Below are 26,810 nucleotides of genomic sequence, written 5' to 3'. Positions count from 1 at the left end.
AAAGCTAAGGGGATCAGGCTTCGCGGCTGGGCAGCGGCGCCGCCTCCAGCAGGCTCTCATCCTCGGCCATGCAAGCGGCCGCGGTGAACAGCACGTCGGTGGAGCTGTTGAGGGCCGTCTCGGCGGAATCTTGCAGCACCCCGATGATGAAGCCCACGGCGACGACCTGCATGGCGATGTCGTTGCTGATGCCAAACAGGCTGCACGCCAGCGGGATCAGCAGCAGGGAGCCACCGGCCACGCCGGAGGCGCCACAGGCGCTGATGGTGGCGACCACGGAGAGCAGAATGGCGGTGGCTATATCCACTTCCATCCCCAAAGTGTGCACCGCCGCCATGGAGAGCACAGTAATGGTGATGGCAGCACCGGCCATGTTGATGGTGGCACCCAGCGGAATGGAGACCGCGTAGGTGTCTTCCGGCAGACGCAGCTTCTCGGCCAGCGCCATGTTGACCGGGATGTTGGCGGCGGAGCTGCGGGTGAAGAAGGCGGTCACGCCACTCTCTTTCAGACAGGTCAGCACCAGCGGATAGGGGTTGCGTTTGATCTTCCAGAACACGATGAGCGGGTTGACCACGAAGGCGATGAACAGCATGCAGCCGATCAGCACCACCAGCAGTTGGGCATAGCCAAACAGGGCATCGAAACCTGTCTCGGCCAGGGTGGAGGCCACCAGACCCAGGATGCCGAGCGGGGCGCAGCGGATCACCGCTCTGACGATGCTGGAAACCCCGTGGGACACATCGGAAATCAGTGCCTTGGTGCTGTCACCCGCGTGACGCATGGCGATGCCAAGGCCGATGGCCCAGGCCAGGATACCGATGTAGTTGGCATCCAGCAGCGCCTTCACCGGGTTGGTCACCACGTTGAACAGCAGGGTCTGCAGTACCTCGGTGATGCCGCCCGGCGGGGTGATCTCGGCAGTGCTGGCCACCAGGTGCAGGTTGGAGGGGAACAGGAAGCTCGCCATCACGGCCACCACGGCGGCCAGGAAGGTCCCCAGCACATAGAGCAGCAAGATCGGCTTCATGTTGGTCTTCTGACCCTGCTTGTGACCGATGATCGCCGACATTACCAGCACGAAGACCAGCAGCGGGGCGACCGCCTTCAGGGCACCGACGAACAGGCTGCCAAGCAGACCCGCCGCCTTGGCCCATTCAGGCATGAACATGGCAAGGAGGATACCGAATACCAGACCGACCAGGATCTGGCTAACCAGACTGGTGCTGTTGACCAGTTTTATGAGGGGGTGTTGTTGTGTCATCAAATAGTCCCTGTGCACTCATGGTGCGTGAATCATTAGTCCTGTTGGCAACCTGCCGCGCGCATTGACACCGGCCTGTGGACGGTGGTGCCGTTGGCAAACCTTCTTCTGGATCTGTCCAGTACGCGTGGGGTTGCGGACAAGGAATATCCCATCTGCCATCGTTTTTTTCCACATAATCACTGAAAAATATCAGGGTTACCTCACAAAAAATCTACAACAATGTGATAACACAATATCAACTACGGTCAAATTGTCACCAAACCAGTCCTATCATCGGCCGATGTGGAGGCGAGAGTGGTATCATGCCGCTCACTTTGCACTGGAGCCTGTTGCCATGATCACCTCTTTATTGACCCGACACTTCGGCTTCGACCGGCTGCGCCCCGGCCAGGAAGCGGTGATCAGCCGCCTGCTAGCCGGCAAGAGTGCGGCAGCCATCTTCCCGACCGGCGCAGGCAAGTCCCTCTGCTACCAGTTGCCCGCGCTGGCACTGCCCCATCTGACCCTGGTCATCTCCCCCCTGCTGGCGCTGATGCACGATCAGCTCGCCTTCTTGCAGAGCAAGGGGATTGCCGCCGCCACCCTGGACTCCAGCCAGACCCCAGAGGAGAGCCGCCGGGTGATGCAGCAGGCCAGTGACGGCCAGCTCAAGATCCTGATGATCTCGGTGGAGCGCCTCAAGAACGAACGCTTTCGCCGCTTTATCGCCCAGGTGCCACTCTCCCTGCTGGTGGTGGACGAGGCGCACTGCATCTCGGAGTGGGGCCACAACTTTCGGCCCGACTATCTGAAGCTGCCGGACCATCGCCGCGATCTCGCCATTCCCCAGGTACTGCTGCTCACCGCCACCGCCACCCCGGCGGTCATGGCAGACATGCAGGCCAAATTCGCCATCGAGGCCGAGGATCTGGTGGTGACAGGTTTCTATCGCCCCAATCTGGATCTCACCGTGATCCCGCTGGCCGGCAGTGCCCGCGATGGCTGGCTGCGTGACGAGTTGCGCCGCGATCCCGCGGCCCCCACCATCGTCTACGTCACCCTGCAGCACAGCGCGCAGCAGTGCGCCGATCAGCTGCAGGCCATCGGCATTCGCGCCTGTGCCTATCATGCGGGGCTGGATCCCGCCCTTCGCAGCCAGATCCAGCACGACTTCATGGCCGGCCGACTCGACTGCATCGTCGCCACCATCGCCTTTGGCATGGGCATCGACAAGGCCGATATCCGCCGGGTCATTCACTACGATCTGCCCAAATCCATCGAGAACTACAGCCAGGAGATAGGCCGCGCCGGACGTGACGGGTTCCCCTCCCGCTGCATGGTGCTGGCGAGCCGCGCCCAGTTGCCTGTGCTGGAAAACTTCGTCTATGGGGACACCCCGGACAGGGAGGCCATCCTGAGCTTGCTCCAGATCCTGCAACAGAGTGGTGCCGAGTGGGAATTTGGCCTGCTGCGCCTCTCCAACGAGACCAACATTCGCCAACTGCCCCTCAAGACCCTGCTGGTCTATCTGGAGATGGCGGGGATCATTGCCCCGGCCTACAGCTACTTTGCCGAGTACCGTTTCAAGTTCGTGCTGGAAAAACGGGAGATCCTGGCTCGCTTCAATCCCGATCGCCGCCAGTTCCTGGAGCAGCTGTTTGCCTGTGCGCCCCAGGCGCGCAGCTGGTGCACCATGGACTTCGATGCGCTGTGGCAGGGTTATCAGGGGGAACGCCAGCGCGCTGCGGCGGCGCTGGATTATCTGCAGCAGCAGGGCTGGATCGAGCTTGAAAGCAAGCAGATGACGGAGGTGTATCGGATCGTGCGCCAGCATATCGACCCGACGGCACTGGCCGAAGAGCTGCATGGACTGTTTGAAAAGAAAGAGCAGAGCGAGCTTGCCCGCCTCCAGGCCCTGCTGGGGTTCTTTACCTCGACCCACTGCCTGAGCCATGAGCTGGCCCGCTATTTTGCCGATGAAGAGGCGCCCGAGCAGTGCGGGCACTGCTCCGTCTGCCGGGGGGAGATAGCCGTGCTGCCGCCGCTGCCATCTCCGGGCTTGCCCAACGAGCACGGCTTGCGCGCCTGGTGCGATCCTCTGATTGCCCTGTGTCACCAGCGCCATCCCAGGATCCTGACCCGCTTCCTGTGCGGTATCGCCACCCCCCTGACCACCCGGATCAAGGCGAGAAACCTGGCCGGTTTTGGCCAGCTGGCGACCCATCCCTTCGCCGAGGTGCTGGCGGCGGTGTCCGCGATCTATCCTGCCGACGCTTGATCACCCGCTTGCCGGACGCTGAAAAAATAAGACCCTCGCGGATGCGAGGGTCAAGCCAACGGAAACGTGCTTAAACAGAGCTTAGTATCTGCGCAATCACCCACTCTCTTGCTAAAGCGATGACTGCTCGACACAGGGCCAATCTAGAGCAGCCGGAATGTAGCGTCAATGTAAAAATTAGAGCTTAAACACCAAACAACACGCATTACGTTAACGTAAGCGTCATGACATTTCATCCCTTCTCCCCTGCCACCCTTGCCCCGCCTGCACTTCGATTCGACAAACCCGGGGACCATCATTTTCTGCGCCTGCCACACAAACATTTATTTTTTATGTCTTTGACATTTGCATCACTGTCGTGGCAAAAATAATTTAACAGTCAGTAACATAGAGATGTCATTGGCTGCCTCTTCCCGCATGAGGATCGGGAAGCTCCCGTACAAACTTAAACCAATGATGGCGATGGATTACTGGGGGCTGTTGACTAGGCTTAAGAGGTAAACAGAACAAAAGTAGTGATCCACTCTTTTTCAGGGTAAGCGACTATAACGAGGGCTAAGTTATGGGCATCTTCGAGCACTATCAACAGCGGTATGAGAAGGCCAGAGAGGAGGAGTACAGCATCCAGGAGTTTCTGGATATGTGCAAACAGGACAAATCCTGCTATGCCTCCGCCGCCGAACGACTGCTGGTTGCCATCGGCGAACCGGAAATGATCGACACTTCCGTCAATCCGCGCCTCAGCCGCCTCTTTTCCAACCGCGTCGTCGCACGCTATCCCGCTTTCAAAGACTTCTATGGCATGGAAGAGGCCATCGAGCAGATCGTCTCCTACCTCAAGCACTCCGCTCAGGGACTGGAAGAGAAGAAGCAGATCCTCTATCTGCTCGGCCCCGTCGGCGGCGGCAAATCCTCGCTGGCCGAGAAACTCAAGTCCCTGATGCAAAAAGTGCCCATCTATCGCATCAAGGGGTCGCCGGTCAATGACCACCCCTTCTGCCTGTTCGACATCGAAGAGGACGGCGAGATCCTGGAAAAAGAGTACGGCATACCGCGCCGCTACCTGAGGCCCATCATGTCCCCCTGGGTGGCCAAGCGGCTGCACGAGTTTGGCGGTGACATCACCAAGTTCAAAGTGGAGAAGGTCAACCCCTCCATCCTGGATCAGATCGCTATCGCGAAAACCGAGCCGGGGGACGACAACAACCAGGACATCTCCTCCCTGGTGGGCAAGGTCGACATCCGCATGCTGGAGCACTACGCCCAGGATGATGCCGATGCCTACTCCTACTCAGGGGCGCTGTGCAAGGCGAACCAGGGGATGATGGAATTCGTGGAGATGTTCAAGGCTCCCATCAAGGTATTGCACCCCTTGCTGACCGCGACCCAGGAAGGCAACTACAACGGCACCGAGGGGCTCTCCGCCCTCCCCTTCGACGGCATCCTGCTGGCCCACTCCAACGAATCCGAGTGGCAGCAGTTCCGCAACAACAAGAACAACGAGGCCTTCCTCGACCGGGTCTACATCGTCAAGGTGCCCTACTGCCTGCGCGTCTCGGAAGAGGTGAAGATCTACGAGAAACTGCTGTTCAACAGCGAGCTTACCGAGGCCAAGTGCGCCCCTGGCACCCTGGAGCTGCTGGGCCAGTTCTCCGTATTGTCACGGCTCAAGGAGCCTGAAAACTCCAGCCTCTACTCCAAGATGCGGGTCTATGATGGCGAGAGCCTCAAGGATACGGATCCCAAGGCGAAGAGCTATCAGGAGTATCGCGACTACGCTGGCGTCGACGAGGGCATGAACGGCCTCTCCACCCGCTTTGCGTTCAAGATCCTCTCCCGTGTCTTCAACTTCGACCATGCGGAAGTGGCGGCCAACCCTGTCCACCTCTTCTATGTGCTGGAGCAGCAGATAGAGCGCGAGCAGTTCCCGCAGGAGCTGCACGATCGCTATCTCGAGTTCATCAAGGGCTATCTGACCCCGCGCTACGTGGAATTTATCGGCAAGGAGATCCAGACCGCCTATCTCGAGTCGTATTCAGAGTACGGGCAGAACATCTTCGATCGCTATGTCACCTATGCCGACTTCTGGATCCAGGATCAGGAGTACCGTGACCCCGAGACCGGCCAGCTGTTTGATCGGGCATCGCTCAACAGCGAGCTGGAGAAGATCGAAAAACCGGCCGGGATCAGCAACCCGAAAGATTTTCGCAACGAGATCGTCAACTTCGTGCTGCGTGCACGGGCCAACAACGCAGGCCGTAACCCCAACTGGACCAGTTACGAGAAGCTGCGCACCGTGATCGAGAAGAAGATGTTCTCCAACACGGAAGAGCTGCTGCCGGTTATCTCCTTCAACAGCAAAACCTCGGCCGAGGAGCAGAAGAAGCACGATAACTTTGTCGAACGGATGATGGAGAAGGGCTACACCCGCAAACAGGTACGCCTGCTCTCCGAATGGTATCTCAGGGTACGCAAGTCATCCTGACCCTGCCGTGTTCAAGGGGGAGTTATGGCGCATTTTATCGACCGCAGGCTCAACGGCAAAAACAAAAGCGCTGTCAATCGGCAGCGCTTCATCCGCCGCTACAAGAAGCAGATCAAACAAGCGGTCTCGGATGCTGTCTCCAAGCGCAGCATTCAGGACGTGGACAAGGGCGAGAGCATCAGCATCCCGACCAAGGACATCGGTGAGCCCCATTTCCATCAAGGCCAAGGCGGTAAACGGGAGATGGTGCACCCGGGCAATGATCAGTTCGTCTCCGGTGACAAGATTGACCGCCCCAAGGGAGGGGGCAGCGGTCAGGGCGGGGGCGAAGGCCAGGCCTCGGATCAGGGTGAGGGAGCTGACGACTTCGTGTTCCAGATCTCGAAAGACGAGTACCTGGACCTGCTGTTTGAGGATCTGGAGCTGCCACGGCTGCAGAAGACCCAGCTCAACCAGCTGATGGAGATGAAAACCTACCGCGCGGGCTACACCTCCAACGGGGTGCCCGCCAACATCAACGTGGTGCGCTCGCTGCAAAATTCGCTGGCGCGTCGCATGGCGCTGCAGGCGGGCAAGAAGCGCCAGCTGCGTGAACTGGAGGAGCGGCTGGCCCTGCTGGCCGTCGATCCCAACGAACATTTTGCCGAGATGGCACAGCTCGAAAAGGAGATCAGGGAGCTGAAACGGCGGATCGAGGCGGTGCCCTTCATCGACACCTTCGATCTCAAGTTCAACAACTTCGTCAAACGGCCCGTGCCCTCCAGCCAGGCGGTGATGTTCTGCCTGATGGATGTCTCCGGCTCCATGGATCAAGCCACCAAGGAGATGGCCAAGCGTTTCTACATCCTGCTCTATCTGTTCCTGAGCCGAACCTACAAGAACGTGGAGGTGGTCTACATTCGCCACCACACCCAGGCCAAGGAAGTGGACGAACACGAGTTCTTCTACTCTCAGGAGACCGGCGGCACCATAGTCTCCAGCGCCCTCAAGATGATGAACGACATCATCAACGAGCGTTACCCTGCCAACCAGTGGAACATCTATGCGGCGCAGGCGTCCGATGGCGACAACTGGGCGGATGACTCGCCCCAGTGCCGGGAGATACTGATGCGCGACATCATGCCGCGGGTGCGCTACTACTCCTACATCGAGATCACCACCCGCGCTCATCAGACCCTGTGGCACGAGTACGAGTCGGTGGCCGAGCAGTACCCCCACTTCGCGATGGAGCACATTCGCAAGGTTGAGGACATCTATCCGGTGTTCCGGGAGTTGTTCAAGAAGCAAGCGGCTTGAGGGATCACATATGGTAGAAACCGCGAGAAAAATAGCGCCGCTGGACGATGGGCCTGACTGGAACTTCGATCTGCTGGAGACCTATCACCAGGAGATTGCCCGGGTTGCCAAGTTTTATCGGCTGGATACCTATCCCAACCAGATCGAGGTGATCACCGCCGAGCAGATGATGGATGCCTACTCCAGCGTCGGCATGCCCATCGGCTATCAGCACTGGTCGTTCGGCAAGCGCTTCATCCACACCGAGCGCAACTACAAGCGCGGCCAGATGGGCTTGGCCTATGAGATCGTCATCAACTCGGACCCTTGCATCGCCTACCTGATGGAAGAGAACACCATGCCGATGCAGGCCCTGGTGATGGCGCACGCCTGCTATGGCCACAACTCTTTTTTCAAGAACAACTACCTGTTCAAGGCCTGGACCGATGCCTCCTCCATCATCGACTACCTGCTGTTTGCCAAGAACTACATCACCGAATGCGAGGAAAAACACGGCATAGATGCCGTAGAGCGGCTGATCGATTCCTGCCACGCCCTGATGAACTTCGGGGTGGATCGCTACAAGCGGCCCCAGAAGATCTCCCTGGCAGAGGAGAAGCGGCGCCAGAAGGCGCGGGAAGATTACCTTCAGACCCAGGTCAACGAGTTGTGGCGTACCCTTCCCAAGCAGCACAAGGCCGCCGGTATCGAGGACAGGCGTTATCCACCCGAGCCTCAGGAGAACATCCTCTACTTCATCGAGAAGAACGCCCCCCTGCTGGAACCCTGGCAGCGGGAAGTGGTGCGCATAGTGCGCAAGATCAGCCAGTACTTCTACCCGCAGAAACAGACCCAGGTGATGAACGAGGGCTGGGCCACCTTTTGGCACTACACCATCCTCAATCACCTGTATGACGAGGGGAAGATCAGCGATCGCTTCATGATAGAGGTGCTGCACAGCCACACCAACGTGGTGTACCAGCCCCCCTATAACAGCCGCTACTACTCGGGCATCAATCCCTATGCCCTCGGTTTTGCCATGTTCACCGACCTGCGCCGCATCTGCGAGCACCCCACAGAGGAAGACAGATACTGGTTCCCCGATTACGCCGGCACCAACTGGGTCGACACCCTGCACTTCGCCATGCAGAACTTCAAGGACGAGAGCTTTATCAGCCAGTTTTTAAGTCCTAAAGTGATGCGCGACATGAAGTTGTTTGCCATCGATGACGACGATCTGAAGAACTACCTCAAGGTCTCCGCCATCCACAACGAGGAGGGTTACCGGCTGGTGCGCAACACCCTGTCAGCCCAATACAACCTGAGCAATCTGGAGCCCAACATTCAGGTCTACAACGTGGCGGTGAAGGGAGATCGCTCCCTCACCCTGCGTTATGTCCCCCACAACAGGATCCCCCTCGGCGAGTCGCGGCACGAGGTGCTCAAGCATCTGCACCAGCTGTGGGGATTCGATGTGGTGCTGGAGCAGGATAACGGCGAGCTCACCGCAGACATCATAGGGCGCTGCCCGGATCGCAAGAGCCTGACCTGATGGGCAGGCAAGGAGCATAAAAAAACGCGCCATCAGGCGCGTTTTTTCGTTGTGACACACATCAGTTATCGCACAGGTTGCTCGGCATGTCCTGGCGCAGACGGGTCCACAATTTACCTGACTCTATACCGTACTGGCGCACCGTCATGAACACGGCCTCGTGATTCTTGGTCTCGGCCAAGCCCAGCAGCGTCTTGTAGTAGGCATCCGCCGTCTCGCGCGCCTGCTTGTCGGAGAAGTAATAGCGGCCGACCCGGCTGTACAGCCCTTTGAACCCATTGAGGATCAAGGCGTAGATCGGATTGCCGGAAGCAAAGGAGAGCTGGTGGTGCAGACGGTAATCGAACTCGGCATAGGCCTCAGCCGTGTTCTCGACCTCATCGGCACCGCGCAGGATCTCGGCGGCTTGCTCCGGGTTGTTTCTAATGGCGCCACGGATGAAGATGGTGCAGATGTTGGTGCGCGCCGACAGCAGTTGGGCCACCAGATCCGGCACCTTGTCCTGATCGAGCCGTGCCAAGGTCTCCAGGATGTTGAGACCCGAGGTTTCCCAGAAATTGTTGACCTTGGTCGGTTTGCCATGCTGGATGGTGAGCCAGCCATCGCGGGCAAGGCGCTGCAGCACTTCGCGCAAGGTAGTGCGAGTCACGCCAATCAGCTCGGACAGTTCGCGCTCCGCCGGCAGAATGGATCCTGGAGGAAAGCGATTGTTCCAGATGGACTCGATGATGTATTCCTCGGCAAACCCGGCAGGGCTTTGCGCTTTTATGACCATGTGGTGACTCTGTTGTAGTGCGTAAAAAGGCTCACGAATAATAGCAAAGCCGGTCATGCTGGCAAGCAGAAGGTCAGTCCTCTGCTCACATTAACCCGATCTTTTTGTTAAAAATATGTATACAGCCATATGGCCGGAGCCAAGCAACACCAAATGATGGTGATATCGACGCCTCGCCGCTGGGCAAGTACGGCGGCGTTATTTATAGTTAGCGCTCCCTTGATTAAAATCATGTGCAATCAATTTGATAAAGGTGAATATCCGGATGTTCGGGTCGAGTCGGGCTCGACTGCATAGACGCAGATACCAACAACAGAACAGAGAACCATCATTATGCCAATCAGCCTAGGGCGCGCTTTTGCAAAGAATTTTTTGGGTAATGCCCCTCGGTGGTACAAAATTGCCATCGTTCTATTCCTGCTGATCAATCCGATCGTCTTCCACATTGATCCCTTCCTGGCTGGCTGGTTGCTGGTTGTCGAGTTCATCTTCACCCTGGCCATGGCGCTCAAGTGCTACCCGCTGCAACCGGGCGGCCTGCTGGCCATCGAAGCCGTGCTCATCGGCATGACTTCGGCGAACCAGATCAAGCATGAACTGGTGGCCAACATCGAAGTGCTGCTGCTGCTGGTCTTCATGGTGGCCGGCATCTATTTCATGAAGCAGTTGCTGCTCTACGTCTTCACCAAGATGCTGGTCCGCATCCATTCCAAGACCCTGCTCTCCCTCGCCTTCTGCCTGGTGTCGGCCTTCTTGTCCGCCTTCCTCGACGCCCTGACGGTGATCGCCGTGGTCATCAGCGTCGCCACCGGTTTCTACTCCATCTATCACAAGGTGGCCTCCCGCGACGAGTTTGAGGGTCAACATCAGGATGACGAGGACATCGACGAGTTGTCTCGCCAGCACCTGAACGAGTTCCGCGCCTTTTTGCGCAGCCTGATGATGCATGCCGCCATCGGTACTGCCCTGGGTGGCGTGTGCACCCTGGTCGGCGAGCCCCAGAACCTCATCATTGGTGAGCAGGCGGGCTGGCATTTCGGTGAATTTGCCATTCGCATGGCCCCGGTCACCATCCCCGTCTTCCTCTGCGGTCTGCTCACCTGCATCCTGGTGGAGAAATTCCGCTGGTTCGGTTATGGCACCAAGTTGCCAGAGCCTGTGCGCCATATCATGGAAGCCTATGAGCGCGACGAAGATGCCGGGCGCAGCCCGCAAGACAAGGCCAAGCTGCTGGTCCAGGCGGCGATCGCCCTCTGGCTCATCACTGGTCTGGCCCTGCATCTGGCGGCGGTGGGCCTGATCGGCCTGACCGTCATAGTGCTCGCAACCTCCTTCACCGGCGTCACCGAGGAACATGCCCTAGGCAAGGCCTTCCATGAGGCGCTGCCCTTCACCGCCCTGCTCACCGTCTTCTTCAGCGTGGTCGCGGTGATCATCGATCAACAGCTGTTCAAACCGGTGATCCAGTGGGTACTGGCTGCCAAACCCGAGGATCAGCTCGCCCTCTTCTATCTGGCCAACGGCTTGCTCTCCATGGTGAGCGACAACGTCTTCGTCGGCACCGTCTACATCAACGAGGTAAAGACCGCCCTGCTCAATGGCGCCATCAGCCGCGAGCATTTCGATCTGCTGGCGGTGGCCATCAACACGGGGACCAATCTGCCGTCGGTGGCCACCCCCAATGGCCAGGCGGCCTTCCTGTTCATGCTCACCTCGGCGCTGGCGCCGCTGCTGCGCCTCTCCTATGGCCGCATGGTGTGGATGGCTCTGCCCTACACCCTGGTGCTGGGGCTGGTGGGGTTCTTTGCGGTGGAACAACTGCTCGCCCCTGCCACCGAATGGTTCTACCAGGCCGGCTGGCTGACGCAGGGGGGCGCCGTGCCAACCCTGGCACCCGCGGCACACTGATGACGCGAGGGGCCATGAGGCCCCTTTCTTTTTAAATGGGGCTCTGCTCTAATTCAGCCATTATTTTTCTCTGTGAGATCAATCAGATGATCGAGTTTCTTCGCCGTATTGCCAGCCATCGTCTGGCCTGGGGCCTGCTGGCCGCGTCTGCTCTCTGCTTCGAGCTGTGCGCCCTCTTCTTCCAGCATGTGCTGGGTCTGCACCCGTGTGTGATGTGCATCTATGAGCGGATCGCCATCCTCGGGGTGTTTGCTGCCGGCCTGCTCGGCATGGTGGCGCCAGAGAAGTGGTATCTCCGCTGGAGTGCCATACTGCTGTGGGGCTACAGCGCCTTCTGGGGCCTGAAGCTGGCACTCAAGCATGTGGATTACCAGGTGAACCCCTCCCCCTTCAATGTGTGCGAAGGCTTCGTCGACTTCCCAAGCTGGGCTCCCCTCGATCAGTGGGTGCCCTGGCTCTTCTTCCCGGACGGCGATTGCAGCGAGATCAGCTGGCAGTTCCTGAGTTTCTCCATGCCGCAGTGGTTGATCGTCATCTTCGCCGCCTACCTGCTGGTGTTCGTGGTGGTCGCCATCGGTAACCTGGTCAAGGGCCGCTGCTGCAACTGACGCTGACGCCGCCATATAAGACGCATCAACGCACACAAAAAGGGAGCCATCGGCTCCCTTTTCCATCAGCGGTGCCAATCACCCAAGCCGCTCCCGTTTCTCCATGCCCCTGTCATCTGGCTGATGGCCAGCTTCGCCGCCTACCTGCTGGTGTTCGTGGTAGTGGCAGTCGGCAACCTGGTCAGGGGCCGCTGCTGCAACTGACGCTGATGCCGCCATATACAACCCATACAAAAGGGAGCCATCGGCTCCCTTTTCCATCAGCGGTGTCAGCCACCCAAGCCGCTCCCGTTTCTCCATGCCCCTGTCATCTGGCTGATGGTCAGCTTCGCCGCCTACCTGCTGGTGTTCGTGGTAGTGGCAGTCGGCAACCTGGTCAGGGGCCGCTGCTGCAACTGACGCTGACGCTGACGCAGCCATATAAGACGCATCAACGCATACAAAAGGGAGCCATCGGCTCCCTTTTCATTTTCCGCAGTCTCTGTGCACGGTTGCACAGGCACGCACTCAACTCGCCTTGGCGGTGTGCATCCGAGCCTTCACCATGCCGACAATCATGGGCAGCAGCGAGATGCCGATGATGCCGAAGATGAGCAGGGTGAAGTTGTGGCGCACCACCGGCAGGTTGCCGAAGAAGTGGCCCGCATAGACGAACGACAACACCCACAGCAAGCCGCCAATCAGGTTGAACGCCAGGAAGCGCGGGTAGGTCATGGCTCCCATGCCCGCCACGAAGGGGGCAAAGGTGCGCACTATGGGCAGGAAGCGGGTGATGATGATGGTCTTGCCGCCATGCTTGGCATAGAAGGCGTGGGTCTTGACCAGATAGTCGCGCCGGAAGATCTTCGAATCGGGATTGCGAAACAGCTGATCCCCGAAGAAGTGGCCTATGGTGTAGTTCACCACGTTGCCAAGCACGGCGGCGATGATCAGCACCCCCGCCAGGGTGTGCACGTCCAGCACGCTGCCCACTGTGAGGGCGCCTGCGGCAAACAGCAGGGAGTCGCCGGGCAGGAAGGGGGTCACCACCAGGCCGGTCTCACAGAAGATGATGAGGAACAGGATGGCGTAAACCCAGATGCCATAGTGCTCGAACAGCTCTTTCAGGTGCACGTCAACGTGCAGAATAAAGTCGATTGCAAACAGGATCAGATCCATTTTCTCATACCCATGAAGTGAACGGCGTGGAGTCTACGCCAATGCCTTGCGCCCGACAATCTGCGGCATCGTCTCTCCCCTCATTCCAGGGTATCCAGCCCCTTCCTGACTGTTGCGGGCAGGCAGGACTCCCCCCCCCAGAGCAGCAACAGCAGCAGGCTGACGTCGTCGAGCCAGCCAACGAAGGGCACCAGATCCGGGATGAGATCCACCGGACTGATGCCATAGACGAGGATGAGGATCACCAGCCCCTTGGCCCACCAGGGGGTGTCCGGGTGGCGAAAACCGGCGTAGAGGCGACGCAGGCGCCGCCAGATCAGCCAACGCTTGCCGCTCATGATTCAATCAACTCGCCGCGCAGCCGCTGGATCTGATCCCGCATGGCGGCGGCCTGTTCGAACTCCAGATCCCGGGCATGCTGGAACATCTGCTCCTCCATCCGCTTGATCTCCTTGGCGATCTCGCTGGCGGAGCGGGCATGGTACTCCCCTTGCGGCTCGGCCGCCTTGCGACTGCCTCTGCCGGGTTTGCCGGCGGTGCGGCTGCCCCCCATGTCCATCACGTCCCCCACCGACTTGTTGAGGCCCTTGGGCGTGATGCCGTGCTCCAGGTTATGGGCGTGCTGCAGGGCACGGCGCCGCTCGGTCTCCTCGATGGCCACCTTCATGGAGTTGGTGATGGTGTCGCCGTAGAGGATGACCTTGCCGTTGAGGTTGCGCGCCGCCCGGCCAATGGTCTGGATGAGGGAGCGGGTGGAGCGCAGGAAGCCCTCTTTATCCGCATCCAGAATGGCCACCAGGGAGACCTCCGGCATGTCGAGCCCTTCCCGCAGCAGGTTGATGCCCACCAGCACGTCGAATTTGCCGAGACGCAGATCACGGATGATCTCCACCCGCTCCACTGTGTCTATGTCCGAATGCAGGTAACGCACCCGCACGTCGTGATCCGCCAGGTATTCGGTCAAGTCTTCCGCCATCCGCTTGGTGAGGGTGGTGACCAGCACCCGCTCCTCCACCGCCACCCGCAGCCGGATCTCGGAGAGCAGATCGTCTACCTGGGTGGTGACGGGGCGCACCTCGATGACAGGATCGAGCAGGCCGGTGGGACGCACCACCTGCTGCACCACGTCGCCGCCGGACTTCTCCAGCTCGTAGGGGCCGGGGGTCGCCGAGACGAACACTGTCTGGGGCATCAGGGCCTCGAACTCGTCAAACTTCAGCGGCCTGTTGTCGAGCGCCGAGGGGAGCCGGAAGCCGTACTCCACCAGGGTCTCCTTGCGGGATCTGTCCCCTTTGAACATGGCGCCTATCTGCGGCACAGTGACGTGGGACTCGTCGATGATGAGCAGGCCATCCCCCGGCAGGTAGTCAAACAGGGTGGGCGGCGGCTCGCCGGGGGCCCGCCCCGACAGATAGCGGCTGTAGTTCTCGATGCCGGAGCAGTACCCCAGCTCCTGCATCATCTCGATGTCGAACTGGGTGCGCTGGCTGATGCGCTGCTCCTCCACCAGCTTGTTGAGGGAGAGCAACTGCTCGCGGCGTCCCTTGAGCTCTTCCTTGATGTGATCGATGGCCCCGAGGATGGTCTCGCGCGGCGTGGCGTAGTGGGTCTTGGGGTAAATGGTGTAGCGCACCACAGTCTGCTCGATGGCACCGGTCAGGGGATCGAACTGGGAGAGGCGCTCCACCTCCTCGTCAAACAGCTCCACCCGCAAGGCCAGCTTGTCCGATTCGGCAGGGTAGATGTCGATCACCTCCCCCCGCACCCGGAAGGTGCCGCGCTGGAAGGCCATGTCGTTGCGGGTGTATTGCAGCTCGGCGAGGCGGCGCAGTATGTCCCGCTGGTTGATCACATCCCCCACCTTCAGGTGCAGCATCATGCTGAGGTAGGCCTGGGGGTCCCCCAGACCATAGATGGCCGATACCGAGGCGACGATCACCACGTCTCGCCGCTCCAGCAGCGCCTTGGTGGCCGACAGCCGCATCTGCTCGATGTGATCGTTGATGGAGGCATCCTTCTCTATAAAGGTGTCCGTGGTCGGCACATAGGCTTCCGGCTGGTAGTAGTCGTAATAGGAGACGAAGTACTCCACCGAGTTCTCGGGGAAGAACTCCTTCATCTCCCCATAGAGCTGGGCGGCCAGGGTCTTGTTGGGAGCCAGTATCATGGTCGGGCGGTTCAGGGTGGCGATGACGTTGGCCATGGTGAAGGTCTTGCCCGACCCGGTCACCCCGAGCAGGGTCTGGTGGGCGAGGCCGGACTCGATGCCATCGAGCAGGCGGGCGATGGCCGCAGGCTGATCCCCCGCGGGTTTAAACTGGCTGGCCAGCTTGAAAGGCTTATTCATGACGACTCCCGACAAAAAACGGCAAGAGAGCAGTGTACCCCGAGTTGACGGGCCTGGGTATCCGCTCTCGCCCCCTGACGGCTATTGACCCCGAAATGCGACCTCTGTATGATGCTCCTCCTTGCCTGATGTTCCCCCGTAGTTCAGTCGGTAGAACGGCGGACTGTTAATCCGTATGTCACTGGTTCAAGTCCAGTCGGGGGAGCCAATTCCTCACCATCTCGGTGCAAGTTATCCACTTTAGTGCTTTCCTCTGCCAATTTTAATGCACAAGCCGTCCCTCGCGGCACACTCCCCATTTGATCCCCGGTTCCTGGCCAGCAGCGTTTTGTTCTGCTGCGTATAACTATTTGATTTTTATAGAAACATTTTTTTACCGGTATTTTTTGAACAGTCCTTGCACCCCAGTATTGGCGCGGCTTGCAGGCTGATCGCCAAGTTTCATGAACAGGGTTATCCACAGTTTCTGTGGGTAAGTGTGCCAAACCCAATGCAGGCCTAGGTTGGCAGCGATTGTCTCCGCTTTGGCGAGGCGAAACATCTCGCCCCCCATTTTCTCCTGTTTTTGCCCTCCCCCCTAAATGGGTCGGACGGGGGCGAGACCTCCTCTTCCTGCCACTTTTTTTTCGCCATGCCCCGTGCCATGGGTCAGCCTCCACCGAACGGCAAGAAGGGTTCCTTTGCATCCCTCGCTCCCCGCCAGTCAAAAATGCTGAAAACCATGCTCAATCGCCCCCTGCACAGCAGGTAATAAATTGTCCACAGGGCTGTCACTCCTTCCCCGGTCGACAGCAGAAATCACTCATTGACAGCGAGAACGGCAGCGGAAAATAGAGGTATTTTCCCCAAGTTGCCCGCGCATCCCTCCCCTCCCCGGGGAGACCAGCACTTAACTGGCCGTTAATCCGCTTTCGCGCTTCTTTCTTGATGAGGGATCCGGCACAATATCGGCCCCACTTTTTTCCTCGGTTTTTCCGGGCATGACCATAGATTTCGTGACACTGCTACATCAAAGCGACTCCCTGCTGCTGTTCGTGGTGCTGGCCTTCGGCCTGCTGCTGGGCAAGGTGCGCATCGGCAACTTCCAGATTGGCAACACCATAGGGGTGCTGTTCACCGCCCTGCTGTTTGGCCAGATGGGGTTCCAGTTCTCCACCTCCACCGAGAACGTCGGCTTCATGCTGTTCATCTTCTGTGTGGGGATCGAGGCGGGCCCGCACTTCTTCAGCGTCTTCCTGCGCGACGGCATCCACTACATCACCCTGACCCTGGTGATCCTGCTGACCGCCTTGCTGCTGACGGTGGGACTGGCCAAGTTCTTCAATCTGGGGCCCGGCATGGCGGCGGGGATACTGGCGGGGTCGCTCACCTCGACCCCGGCGCTGGTGGGGGCCCAGGATGCCCTGCGCAGCGGCCTGCTCAACCTGCCCCACGGCACCGACATGCAGCCCGTGCTCGACAACATGGGCATCGGCTACGCCCTGACCTACCTGGTGGGTCTGGTGGGGCTGATGCTGGTGGTGCGCTACCTCCCCTCCCTGGCACGACTCGACCTCAATACCGAGGCCCAGAAGATCGCCCGCGAGCGTGGGCTCTCCGACAGCGAGAGCCGCAAGACCTACCTGCCCATCATCCGCGCCTACAGAGTCGGCCCCGAGCTCGCCGCCTGGATAGGTGGCCGCACCCTGCGCGAAACCGGCATCTACCCCCACACCGGCTGCTATGTGGAGCGGATCCGCCGCAACGGCATACTGGCGAGCCCGGATGGAGACGCGGTGATCCAGGAGGGGGACGAGATCGCCCTGGTGGGCTATCCCGAGAGCCACGAGAAGCTGGACGTCAACTACCGCAACGGCAAGGAGGTGTTTGACCGCAACCTGCTCGACCTGCAGATCGTCACCGAAGAGATAGTGGTGAAGAACGACGCCGTGGTGGGCCGCCATCTGGTGGAGCTCAACCTGACCGAGAAGGGCTGCTTCCTCAACCGGGTGGTGCGCTCCCAGATCGAGATGCCGTTCGATCGCAACATCATGCTGCAAAAAGGCGACGTGCTGCAGATCAGCGGCGAGAAGCAGCGGGTCAAGCTCTTGGCCAACAAGATCGGCTTCATCAGCATCCACAGCCAGACCACGGATCTGGTGGCCTTCACCACCTTCTTCGTACTCGGCCTGCTGATTGGCTCCGTCTCCCTGGTGTTCGGCCAGATCGAATTTGGCCTCGGCAACGCCGTCGGCCTGCTGCTGGCGGGGATCCTGATGGGTTACCTGAGGGCCAACCACCCGACGGTCGGTTATGTGCCGCCCGGTGCCTTGCGCCTTGCCAAGGATCTCGGCCTCGCCGTCTTCATGGTGAGCACAGGGTTGAAAGCGGGGGGCGGCATCCTGGATCACCTCAGCGAGGTGGGGGTGGTGGTGCTCTTCTCCGGCATGCTGGTGACCACCTTGCCGGTGCTGGTGGGCTATCTGTTCGGGGTCTGGGTGCTGAAGATGAACCCCGCCCTGCTGCTCGGGGCCATCACGGGGGCCCGTACCTGCGCCCCGGCCATGGACGTGGTCAACGAGGCCGCCAACAGCTCGATCCCGGCGCTCGGCTACGCCGGCACCTATGCGGTGGCCAACGTGATGCTGACCCTGGCGGGCTCCTTCATCATCGGTTTCTGGTTCTAGCCCAGGTCCCCTTGACCCGGCACAATCCGCAAAGAGGGAGCCCATGGGCTCCCTCTTTTATTGTCGGGGCTGAGGGCTTTCAACGACCAGGGAGGGGCAGCAGGCTGGATAGCTGGAATCGTGCTATTGGCTGGCGGCGATGAAACTCAAAGAGCTAAAGCGCCCCCTGCGCGGCACTTACACTCAGTAAAACGAGTGAGGTGATCGTCATGAAACGCTTATGGATTTTCCTTGTTTGGGTGCTGGGTTCCCTGCCACTGGCCTGGAGCGCCGAAGCGGACAAGGCGGCAGTCGAAGAAGAGGCGCGCAGCGCCCTCAGCTTCGCCAGCGAGGATCTCGCCAAACCCATGTTGGGGGACCTCGACGCCATGATGGAACGGCGCACCATCAGGGTGCTGACCACCTACAACAAGACCGGCTACTTCATCCACAAGGGGGTGCAACGGGGGGTCACCTACGACGCCTTCATGCAGGTTGAAAAGCGGCTCAACGAGCAGCTGCGCAAGGACAAGGCCATCAAGCGTCACCTCAAGCTGAACTTCGTCTTCATTCCGGTCGCCCGGGAAAACCTGCTGAAGGCCCTCATCGACGGCAAGGGGGACATCGCCGCCGCCAACCTCACCATCACGGACAAGCGCAGGCAGCAAGGGGTGGAGTTCAGCGCCCCCCTCATCGAGAACGTGCGCGAGCTGCTCATCTCGGGGCCGGACTCCCCCAAGGTGGAGAGCGCCGCCGATCTCGGGGGCAAGAGCATCTATGTCAGGCCCTCCTCCAGCTACTTCGAGAGCCTGATGGCCTACAACCAGGCACGCAAGGAGGCGGGGGACCCCCTCATCGACATCCAGCCCGCCTCCGAGGTGCTGGAAGATGAAGATCTGGTGGAGATGGTCAATGCCGGCCTGCTCCCCTTCATCGTCATGGATGAGCACAAGGCCCGCTTCTGGCAGAAGATCTTCCCTGCTATCCGGATCCACGAAGAGCCCGTGTTTCGCGACGGCGGCATCATCGCCTGGGCGGTACGCAAGGAGAGCACCCAGCTGCTCGCCATGCTCAACGAGCAGATCAAGGCGCTGCGGGGCAAGGCCACCGGCGAGGCCATCCTGGCCCGCTACCTCAAACAGAACAAGTTCATCAAGAGCGCCGCCGCCGAGGCCGAGCGCAAGAAGTTCCTGCAGGTGGTGGAGCTGTTTCGTGAATACGGCAATAAATACGACGTGGACTGGCTGCTGATCGCGGCCCAGGGCTATCAGGAGTCGGCCCTCAACCACAAGGCGCGCAGTCATGTCGGCGCCATCGGCATCATGCAGATCATGCCCGCCACCGGGAAAGGGCTCAAGGTGGGGGACATACGCCAGCTCGAGCCCAACATCCACGGCGGCGTCAAATACATGCGCTGGATGATAGATCACTACTACGCCGACGAGCCCATGACGGCCCTCGACAAGGCCCTGTTCTCGTTTGCCTCCTACAACGCCGGTCCCGCCCGGGTGGCGCGGCTGCGGGCCGAGGCCAAGAAGCGGGGGCTGGACCCCAATGTCTGGTTCCACAACGTCGAGTACGTGGCGGCGGAGAAGATAGGCCCGGAGACCGTGACCTATGTGGGCAACATCTACAAGTACTACATCGCCTACAAGCTGGTGATGGAGCAGTTGCAGCTCAAGGAGCAGGCCACCGACACCCTCAAGCAGCAGGAGAAGATGGGCGAGAAAGTCTCGGCGGCAGAGAAATCATAGGCAGCCAGGACCAATGTCAGTTGCAGGCGGGGCTCCCTCTTCAGCAGAGGCGAGCCCCGCCTCTTCTTAGGCGAAAAGCGCCCTTCCCCCCATGACCAGAATGAACAGAATGGGCAGAACAGCCTTAATAGCCATTACGGCCAGATTGTTTTCCAATCAGACACGATTAATTAACCTCCTGGCAACAATCACAAGGAGAACACCATGTTGCAAGGAACCTTCAAGCGCACCCTGCTCTGCTGCCTGCTGGGAGCCAGCCTCGGCGTCCAGGCCAAGATAGACGAAGTCCACTTCCTGATCCCGGGCGGCGCCGGCGGCGGCTGGGACAACACGGCCCGTGGCACCGGCGAGGCCCTGACCAAGTCCGGCCTCATCACCACCGCCTCCTACCAGAACATCTCGGCCGGCGGCGGCGCCAAGGCCATCGCCCACCTGATCGAGACCTCGGCCCAGTCCGACAAGACGCTGCTGGTCAACTCCACCCCCATCATCGTCAAGTCCCTCTCCAAGGAGCTGCCGCAATCCTTCCGGGATCTCACCCCGGTTGCCGCCATCATCGCCGACTATCAGGCGCTGGCGGTCCCCCTGGACTCCCCCTATCAGAACTGGGCCCAGTTGCTGGCCGCCTATGAAGCCAATCCCGCCAAGGTGAAGATCGCCGGTGGCTCCGCCCGCGGCAGCCTGGATCACCTGGTGGCCGCCATGACCTTCAAGAATGCGGGGGCCGATGCCGGCAAGCTGCGCTACGTGGCCTATGACGCCGGTGGCAGCGCCATGGCGGCGGTACTGGCGGGGGAAACCCAGGTGCTCTCCACCGGCTTTGGCGAGGCGATGGAGGCAGTCAAGTCCGGCCAGATGCGGATCCTCGGCGTCACCGCCCCCGAGCGGATGCCGGATGCGAGCGAGGTGCCCACCTTCAGCGAACAGGGCAACCCCACCGTCTTTGCCAACTGGCGCGGCTACTTCGCCTCTCCCGACGTCAGCCCCGAGCAGTCCGCCGAGTTCGCCGCCCTGCTCAAGCAGATGTACGACAAGCCGGAGTGGGAAGTGGTGCGCGCGCGCAACAGCTGGATCAACCAGTATCAGGCCGGCCCCGAGTTCACTGCCTTCCTCAACAGCCAGGAGCAGCAAATTGGCGGCCTGATGCGCGAGCTCGGCTTCATCAAGTAACCTTCAGCCCGTGGCGGGCCAGGCCCGCCCATCGGAGTCATCATGCGACTGACCAAGGAAAGGTTCGGGGGGCTGCTGTTTTTGCTGCTCTCCCTCGCCTATGGCTATCACGCCACCCAGATCCCCGGTTACCCGGGGGACGAATATGAACCCTTTACCGCCAGCACCCTGCCCTATGCCCTGGCGGGTGTAGGGGTCCTGCTCTCCCTGATCCTGATCTGTTCCCCGGGAGGGGAGCGACTGGGCAAGGAGTCCGGCAACTGGCGGCTGGTGTTCGCCCTGCTGGGGCTGATGCTGGTCTATGGCCTGGCCCTCGGCTGGCTCGGCTTCCTCATCGCCACCATCCTGTTCCTCATCGGCGGCATCCTGCTGATGGGCGAGCAGAGCCTCGCCTTCGCCTGCAAGGTGAGCATCCCCTTCACCCTCATTTTCTGGGCCCTGCTGACCAAGGGGCTCAATGTCTATCTCGAGCCGGGTCGGCTGTTCACCCAGTTGCTGGGATAAGGAGAACCCATGTTAGACGGAATCCTGCAAGGGCTCGGCACCGCCATGATGCCCATCAACCTCTTCATGGTGGTGGTCGGCTGCTTCGTCGGCACCTTCATCGGCATGCTGCCGGGCCTCGGGCCCGTCACCGCCATCGCCCTGATGATCCCCATCACCTACGGGCTGGATCCGGCCTCCGGCATCATACTGATGGCCGGGGTCTATTACGGCTCCATGTTCGGCGGCTCCACCGCCTCCATCCTGATCAACACCCCGGGCTGCTCCGCCAGCATGATCACCGCCATCGACGGCTATCCGCTGGCCTGCAAGGGGTTCGCAGGCAAGGCGCTGGCCATCGCCGCCTACGCCTCCTTCGTCGGCGGCACCCTGTCGGCTATCTTCCTGATGGTGGCGGCGCCCCTGCTCGCCAAGGTCTCTCTCGCCTTCCAGTCGGCGGACTACTTCGCCCTCATGGTGCTCGGGCTCTCCGCGGTGGCGGCCTTCGCCGGCAAGGGCCAGGTGCTCAAGGCACTGATCATGGCGCTGTTTGGCATCATGATCTCCACCGTCGGCATCGACCGCAGCGTCGGGGTGGACAGATTCACCTTCGGCCTGCCGGATCTGCGGGATGGCTTCTCCTTCCTGCTGCTGGCCATGGCCACCTTCGCCCTGGCGGAGATCCTGATGACGGTGCTGCGCCCGGGCAAGGACACCAGCAAGGAGGAGGCGAGCAAGCTGCAGCAGCTCGGCTCCCTCAAACTCAGCCGGGACGAGGTCAAGGAGATAGCGCCCCCCATCGCCCGCTCCTCTGTGCTGGGGTTCCTCATCGGCGTGCTGCCGGGAGCCGGCGCCACCATCGCCTCCTTCATGGCCTATGGCGCCGAGCGCAACTTCGCCCGCAAGGGCAAGCGGGACGAGTTTGGCAAGGGCAGCCTGACCGGCATAGCCGCGCCGGAAGCGGCCAACAACGCCGCCTCCAGCGGGGCCTTCGTGCCGTTGCTGACCCTGGGGATCCCGGGCTCCGGCACCACGGCCCTGATGCTGGGGGCCCTCATCGCCTACGGTATCCAGCCAGGCCCGCGCCTCTTCATGGAGCACCCGGACGTGTTCTGGTCGGTGATCATCTCCATGTATCTGGGCAACGTGGTGCTCTTGATCCTCAACCTGCCGCTCATTCCCTACCTGGCCAAGGTACTGCAGGTGCCGCGCCCCGTGCTCATTCCCATGGTGCTGCTGTTCTCGCTCATCGGGGTCTATCTGGTCTCCTTCAACACCATGGACATCTATGTGATGGTGCTGGTGGCCCTGGTGGCCATCGGCCTGCGCCTGCTGGACTTCCCCATGGCTCCCATGCTGCTCGGCTTCATCCTGGGGGGCATGCTGGAGGACAACCTGCGCCGGGCCCTGGTGATCAACGACGGCTCCCTGAGCTTCCTGTGGGAGCGCCCCATCACCCTGGGCTTCACCCTGGTCACCCTGGTGATGCTGTTGCTGCCGCTCTGGCAGTGGTGGCAGGCCCGTCGCACGCCGGTGGCGACCCTGCAATCCGACCCGACCTGATCCCAGCCATCACAAAAAGAGCGCCAACAGGCGCTCTTTTTTTGGGTTGGAACCGGCCACTCACCGCTGGCGGTAGCGCCGCTCCGGCCGCCCGACGGTGCCGTATTCGAGCTCGGGGCTCGCAAGCTGCTGACCCACCAGAAACTCCAGGTAGCGGCGCGCCGTGGTGCGGCTCACCCCGACCCGGTTGCCTATCTCCTCGGCGCTGGCCCCCTGCTGATCGAGGGCCGCCAGCACCCTTTGCAGGGTGAGGGCGTCTATTCCCTTGGGCAGGCCGCCCGCCGCCACCTGTTGCAGCGGGGTGCCAAAGAGCGCATCCACCGCCTGCTGATCGATGTCCGCCAGGGCGGCCAGGGCGGCGCGGCTCTGGCAGTATGTGTCGAGGGTGTCGCGCAGTCGCTCGAACACCACGGGCTTCAAAATGAAATCCACCACCCCGAGGCGCATCGCCTCCTGCAGGGCTGCGGCCTCACGGGCGGCGGTGAGCAGGATGACGTCGAGATGGGCCCCGCACTGGCGCAGCTCCCGCAGCAGGGAGAAGCCCTCCCCGTCCGGCAGCCATACATCCAGCAGCACCAGATCAGGCTTGAGGATGGCTATCTGCTCTCTCGCATCGAACAGGGTGAGCGCCACCCCCAGCACCTCGAACCCCGCCAGCCGCTGCACGAAGCGACGGTGGATCTCGGCAATGGCCGGATCATCCTCGACGATCAGGATCTTGATCACTCACACCTCCTTGGGAATGTAACAGACGACGCAACTTCCCTGCGCCGTGGCTTCGATGGTGATGGTCCCCTGCAGGGCATCCAGGGTCCTGCGCACCAGGGCGAGGCCGATGCCGTGGCCGGGCTCCGCCTTGCTGCTCACCCCGCGCTCGAACAAGGTGTCCGCCAGGGCGGGATCCACCCCACCGGCCCCGTCCTCCACCTCCAGGATGAGATCCTGGCCGAGATCGCTCAAAGAGACCCGGATCGGCTGATAGGGGGCGCCATGGCGGCGGGTCGCCTCGAAGGCGTTGTCGATGAGGTTGCCAAGCAGGGTCACCAGCTGGGAGCCGCTGACCCGGGCGGGGATGTCGTGCAGGCGGGAATCCGGGTCCACCTCCAGCACCAGTCCCAGCTCGTGGGCCCTGTGATACTTGCCAAGCAGCAGACCCGCCACCTTGGGCTTGGCGATGGCCCCCATCAAAAAGCTCAGCAGGGTCTGCTCGGTGGCCGCCTCCCGGCCGATGAAGGCGAGTGCCTCCCGGGTGGCACCCAGCTCGATGAGACCGGCTATGGTGCCGAGCTGGTTGTTGTGTTCGTGGGTCTGCACCCGCAGCAGATCGCTGTAGGCCTGCACCTGGGAGAGCTGGGCACTGAGCTCGGCCAGCTCGTCCTTGCGCCGAAAGCTCGAGACGGCGCCAATCAGTCTGCCCTCCTGCACCAGGGGCAGCCGGTTGACGATGAGAGACTGGCCGTTGAGCACTATCTCCTCGTCATACTGGGGCCGGGGATCCTGGATGAGGGAGAGCATGCGGCTGCCGGGCAGCAAGCGGGTGACGGGCTGGCCTATGGCGGCCTGCGCGGCCCGCTCATCGAGGCGCAGCAGCCGGATGCCGTTGGGATTGAGGGAGGTGAGCCTGCCCTGCTCGTCTATGGTGAGTATCCCCTCGCGCACCGTGCGCAGGGTGCAGTCGAGCTCCGCATAGAGGCGCCCTATCTGCTCGGGCTCAAACCCCAGCAGGGCCCGCTTGTAGCGCTTGGCCAGCCAGGCCGCGGCGGCGCTGTTGAGCAGCACGATGAGGAGGGTCATGGCGAGGCCGAAACGCAGGAAACCCTGCAGGTCCGCCTCTATGTCCCGCACCAGATAACCGACCGAGACCACGCCGATGACCCTCCCCATCTCATCCCGGATGGGCCCCTTGCCGCGCACCGAGACCCCGAGGGAGCCCTGGGCGCGGGAGATGTAGAACTCCCCCTGCAGGGCACGGGCAGGATCGTCCCCCATCATGGGTTTGCCTATCCTGTCCGCATTGGGGTGCACCAGGCGGCGCGCCTCCTCATCGCCGATGACGATGTAGCTGGCACCGACCTCGGCCCGCATCCGCTCCACCAGCACGTTGAGCCGCGCCCGATCGACCCGCTTCACCCCCGCGATGACGCCGGGCTCACGGGCCACCAGCCGCGCCACGTCCAGGGCCTGATCCCCCACCTCCCGGTAGCGCTGCTCGGCGACATAGTAGTAGCTGGCCCCGCTCAGCAGCACCAGTTGCAGCAGGCTGACCAGGCAGAGCATGAGCAGGATGCGTCCTTGCAACCCCAGCTTCATGCCTCCCTGTCACCTCGCAACAGATCGAGCAGCAGGCTGCCATCCCGCAGGGCCTTGTGCACCTGCACCGAGGTGGGCTTGGTGGGATCTTCGTAAAAATGGGTGGACTCTATCTGCAGCCGCACCAGGTATTCCGCCGGCAGCTGACTCGCCAGGGACTGGTGCAGCATGGGGAACAGCAGCCGATCGGCCCGGGTGATCTCCCCCCCCAGCAGCAGCTTGCCCGGGTTGAGCAGGCAGATGAGGTTGGCCAGCACCCGGGAGAGCCGGCCCGCCGCCTGATGCAGTATGTCCTGGCACAGGCTGTTGCCCGCCAGCGCCAGCTCGCACAGCTCGCGGATGTTGACGCTCGCCGGCAGATCGTGCTCCTGCATCCGCTCGCGCAGGTCCCGGTACTGGGCCTCCAGCGCCTGGTTGGTCACCAGCGTACAGGCGCAGCCGAAGCCGCCGCAGTAGCAGCGCTGGCCATAGGGTTCCAGCTGCAGGTGGCTGAGATCCCCGAGCAGGGCCGACTCGCTCTCGATGAGCTGGCCGTTGACCACCATACCCACCCCTATGTCGTTGTGGACGAACACCAGCACCGCATCGGCGCAGTTCCTGGCGGCGCCCCACTCCCGCTCGGCCTGGATCCAGGTGCGCACGTCGCCGCTCACCAGCACGGGCACCTCGAAGGCCTCTTGCAGGCTGGGCCCGAGCGGCCAGTTGCGCAGATCATAGAAGGGGAAGTGCTTGACCATGCCGGAGTGGCGCTCCACCTGCCCGGGCAGGCAGAGGGCGATGCAGGCCAGCCGCAGGGCCTTCTTCGGCAGGAAAACCTCGATGGCCCGCACCAGGCTGGCCAGCAGATCGTCGCGTTCCGACTCGCTGAACAGGTGGCGATGACGCGCCAGGGAGTGGCCGGCGAGATCGAACAGGGCCATGTCCACGTAACCGCGGCCAAGACGCATGGAGAGAAACTGGAAGCGGCGCTCGTTGATGCGCAGCAAGGTCTGACGACGGCCACGGCCCACCGAGCTCTCGCCACAGGTGACCACCAGACCGCCATCGAGCAGTTCGCGGGTGATCTTGGTGATGCTGGCCGGTGAGAGGCCGGTCAAACGGGACAGATCGGTACGGGACAGTTCCTTGTGCTCTTCCAGGCTGGCGTAGACCAGACCGTAGTTGAGCTGACGGATCAAATCGATACTGCCTTTCACGATCTCATTCATAGGGTAGGGGCTAACGAAAGGAACGAATGGCGCGATTTTCCCACA

19 protein-coding genes and 1 tRNA gene are annotated in these 26,810 nt (G+C 61.3%); 12 read left to right on the top strand and 8 right to left on the bottom strand.

Going from position 1 to position 26,810, the window contains the following annotated elements:
* Positions 1 to 13: 13 nt before the first annotated feature.
* Entirely contained in the window at positions 14 to 1,264 is a 1,251-nt protein-coding gene (gene sstT / locus AC1IN8_RS15320) for a serine/threonine transporter SstT (protein ID WP_319912384.1), read from the bottom strand.
* 337 nt (positions 1,265 to 1,601) lie between these two features.
* Here sstT and AC1IN8_RS15315 point away from each other — a divergent pair, with 337 nt between their 5' ends.
* From AC1IN8_RS15315 to AC1IN8_RS15300, 4 genes are all read left to right on the top strand, one after another.
* Complete coding sequence (locus AC1IN8_RS15315) at positions 1,602 to 3,524, top strand: RecQ family ATP-dependent DNA helicase (RefSeq protein ID WP_479759472.1); 1,923 nt, start codon at positions 1,602 to 1,604, stop codon at positions 3,522 to 3,524.
* Positions 3,525 to 4,086: 562 nt separating this feature from the next.
* Positions 4,087 to 6,009, top strand: a complete 1,923-nt coding sequence (locus tag AC1IN8_RS15310; protein ID WP_139434296.1) for a PrkA family serine protein kinase — start codon at positions 4,087 to 4,089, stop codon at positions 6,007 to 6,009.
* Positions 6,010 to 6,033: 24 nt separating this feature from the next.
* Complete coding sequence (locus tag AC1IN8_RS15305) at positions 6,034 to 7,305, top strand: YeaH/YhbH family protein (RefSeq protein ID WP_202045859.1); 1,272 nt, start codon at positions 6,034 to 6,036, stop codon at positions 7,303 to 7,305.
* A gap of 10 nt (positions 7,306 to 7,315) precedes the next feature.
* Positions 7,316 to 8,836 carry a SpoVR family protein gene (locus tag AC1IN8_RS15300; RefSeq protein WP_202045860.1) on the top strand — a complete coding sequence of 507 codons (1,521 nt, stop codon included), beginning with the start codon at positions 7,316 to 7,318 and terminating at the stop codon, positions 8,834 to 8,836.
* A gap of 61 nt (positions 8,837 to 8,897) precedes the next feature.
* Here the strand turns inward: AC1IN8_RS15300 and fadR are convergent, their stop codons facing one another.
* Complete coding sequence (gene fadR / locus AC1IN8_RS15295) at positions 8,898 to 9,611, bottom strand: fatty acid metabolism transcriptional regulator FadR (RefSeq protein WP_139434293.1); 714 nt, start codon at positions 9,609 to 9,611, stop codon at positions 8,898 to 8,900.
* Positions 9,612 to 9,944: 333 nt separating this feature from the next.
* On the opposite strand from fadR, the gene nhaB reads away from it, so the two are divergent.
* The gene (nhaB, locus tag AC1IN8_RS15290) at positions 9,945 to 11,519 is read left to right on the top strand and encodes a Na(+)/H(+) antiporter NhaB (protein WP_479759469.1); all 1,575 of its coding nucleotides are present in this window, start codon (positions 9,945 to 9,947) and stop codon (positions 11,517 to 11,519) included.
* A gap of 86 nt (positions 11,520 to 11,605) precedes the next feature.
* Positions 11,606 to 12,127 carry a disulfide bond formation protein DsbB gene (dsbB, locus tag AC1IN8_RS15285; RefSeq protein ID WP_479759467.1) on the top strand — a complete coding sequence of 174 codons (522 nt, stop codon included), beginning with the start codon at positions 11,606 to 11,608 and terminating at the stop codon, positions 12,125 to 12,127.
* Between the two features lie 507 nt (positions 12,128 to 12,634).
* Here dsbB and AC1IN8_RS15280 read toward each other — a convergent pair.
* From AC1IN8_RS15280 to uvrB, 3 genes are all read right to left on the bottom strand, one after another.
* A complete protein-coding gene (locus AC1IN8_RS15280; protein WP_139434290.1) occupies positions 12,635 to 13,285 on the bottom strand; it encodes a DedA family protein in 651 nt (216 codons plus the stop codon).
* A gap of 80 nt (positions 13,286 to 13,365) precedes the next feature.
* A complete protein-coding gene (locus AC1IN8_RS15275) occupies positions 13,366 to 13,623 on the bottom strand; it encodes a YkvA family protein (protein ID WP_479759465.1) in 258 nt (85 codons plus the stop codon).
* Complete coding sequence (uvrB, locus tag AC1IN8_RS15270) at positions 13,620 to 15,632, bottom strand: excinuclease ABC subunit UvrB (protein ID WP_139434289.1); 2,013 nt, start codon at positions 15,630 to 15,632, stop codon at positions 13,620 to 13,622. Before uvrB ends, AC1IN8_RS15275 begins: the two co-directional genes overlap by 4 nt.
* 132 nt (positions 15,633 to 15,764) lie before the next feature.
* On the opposite strand from uvrB, the gene AC1IN8_RS15265 reads away from it, so the two are divergent.
* The 6 genes from AC1IN8_RS15265 to AC1IN8_RS15240 all read left to right on the top strand — a co-directional run bounded on the left by AC1IN8_RS15265 (position 15,765) and on the right by AC1IN8_RS15240 (position 23,247).
* Positions 15,765 to 15,840, top strand: a tRNA-Asn gene (locus AC1IN8_RS15265).
* Positions 15,841 to 16,612: 772 nt separating this feature from the next.
* Positions 16,613 to 18,298, top strand: a complete 1,686-nt coding sequence (locus tag AC1IN8_RS15260) for an aspartate:alanine antiporter (protein ID WP_139434287.1) — start codon at positions 16,613 to 16,615, stop codon at positions 18,296 to 18,298.
* A 209-nt stretch (positions 18,299 to 18,507) separates the two neighbouring features.
* Entirely contained in the window at positions 18,508 to 20,031 is a 1,524-nt protein-coding gene (locus tag AC1IN8_RS15255) for an MltF family protein (RefSeq protein ID WP_479759464.1), read from the top strand.
* Positions 20,032 to 20,235: 204 nt separating this feature from the next.
* On the top strand, positions 20,236 to 21,201 hold the full coding sequence (locus AC1IN8_RS15250; protein WP_139434285.1) for a tripartite tricarboxylate transporter substrate binding protein: 966 nt from the start codon (positions 20,236 to 20,238) through the stop codon (positions 21,199 to 21,201).
* A gap of 42 nt (positions 21,202 to 21,243) precedes the next feature.
* Complete coding sequence (locus AC1IN8_RS15245; RefSeq protein ID WP_139434284.1) at positions 21,244 to 21,705, top strand: tripartite tricarboxylate transporter TctB family protein; 462 nt, start codon at positions 21,244 to 21,246, stop codon at positions 21,703 to 21,705.
* Between the two features lie 9 nt (positions 21,706 to 21,714).
* Positions 21,715 to 23,247, top strand: a complete 1,533-nt coding sequence (locus AC1IN8_RS15240; protein ID WP_139434283.1) for a tripartite tricarboxylate transporter permease — start codon at positions 21,715 to 21,717, stop codon at positions 23,245 to 23,247.
* A gap of 60 nt (positions 23,248 to 23,307) precedes the next feature.
* On the opposite strand, the gene AC1IN8_RS15235 is transcribed toward AC1IN8_RS15240, so the two are convergent.
* The 3 genes from AC1IN8_RS15235 to AC1IN8_RS15225 are packed head-to-tail and all read right to left on the bottom strand — an operon-like array spanning position 23,308 to position 26,765.
* Entirely contained in the window at positions 23,308 to 23,973 is a 666-nt protein-coding gene (locus tag AC1IN8_RS15235; protein WP_479759461.1) for a response regulator, read from the bottom strand.
* A complete protein-coding gene (locus AC1IN8_RS15230; RefSeq protein ID WP_202045869.1) occupies positions 23,974 to 25,557 on the bottom strand; it encodes an ATP-binding protein in 1,584 nt (527 codons plus the stop codon).
* Complete coding sequence (locus tag AC1IN8_RS15225) at positions 25,554 to 26,765, bottom strand: ROK family protein (protein ID WP_139434280.1); 1,212 nt, start codon at positions 26,763 to 26,765, stop codon at positions 25,554 to 25,556. The genes AC1IN8_RS15230 and AC1IN8_RS15225 overlap by 4 nt, the downstream gene beginning before the upstream one ends.
* Positions 26,766 to 26,810: the final 45 nt, after the last annotated feature.

Source organism: Aeromonas sp. 130281, from assembly GCF_056642115.1.
The sequence above is the reverse complement of the archived record's forward strand: the minus strand, read 5'-3'. Positions and strand labels throughout refer to the sequence as shown.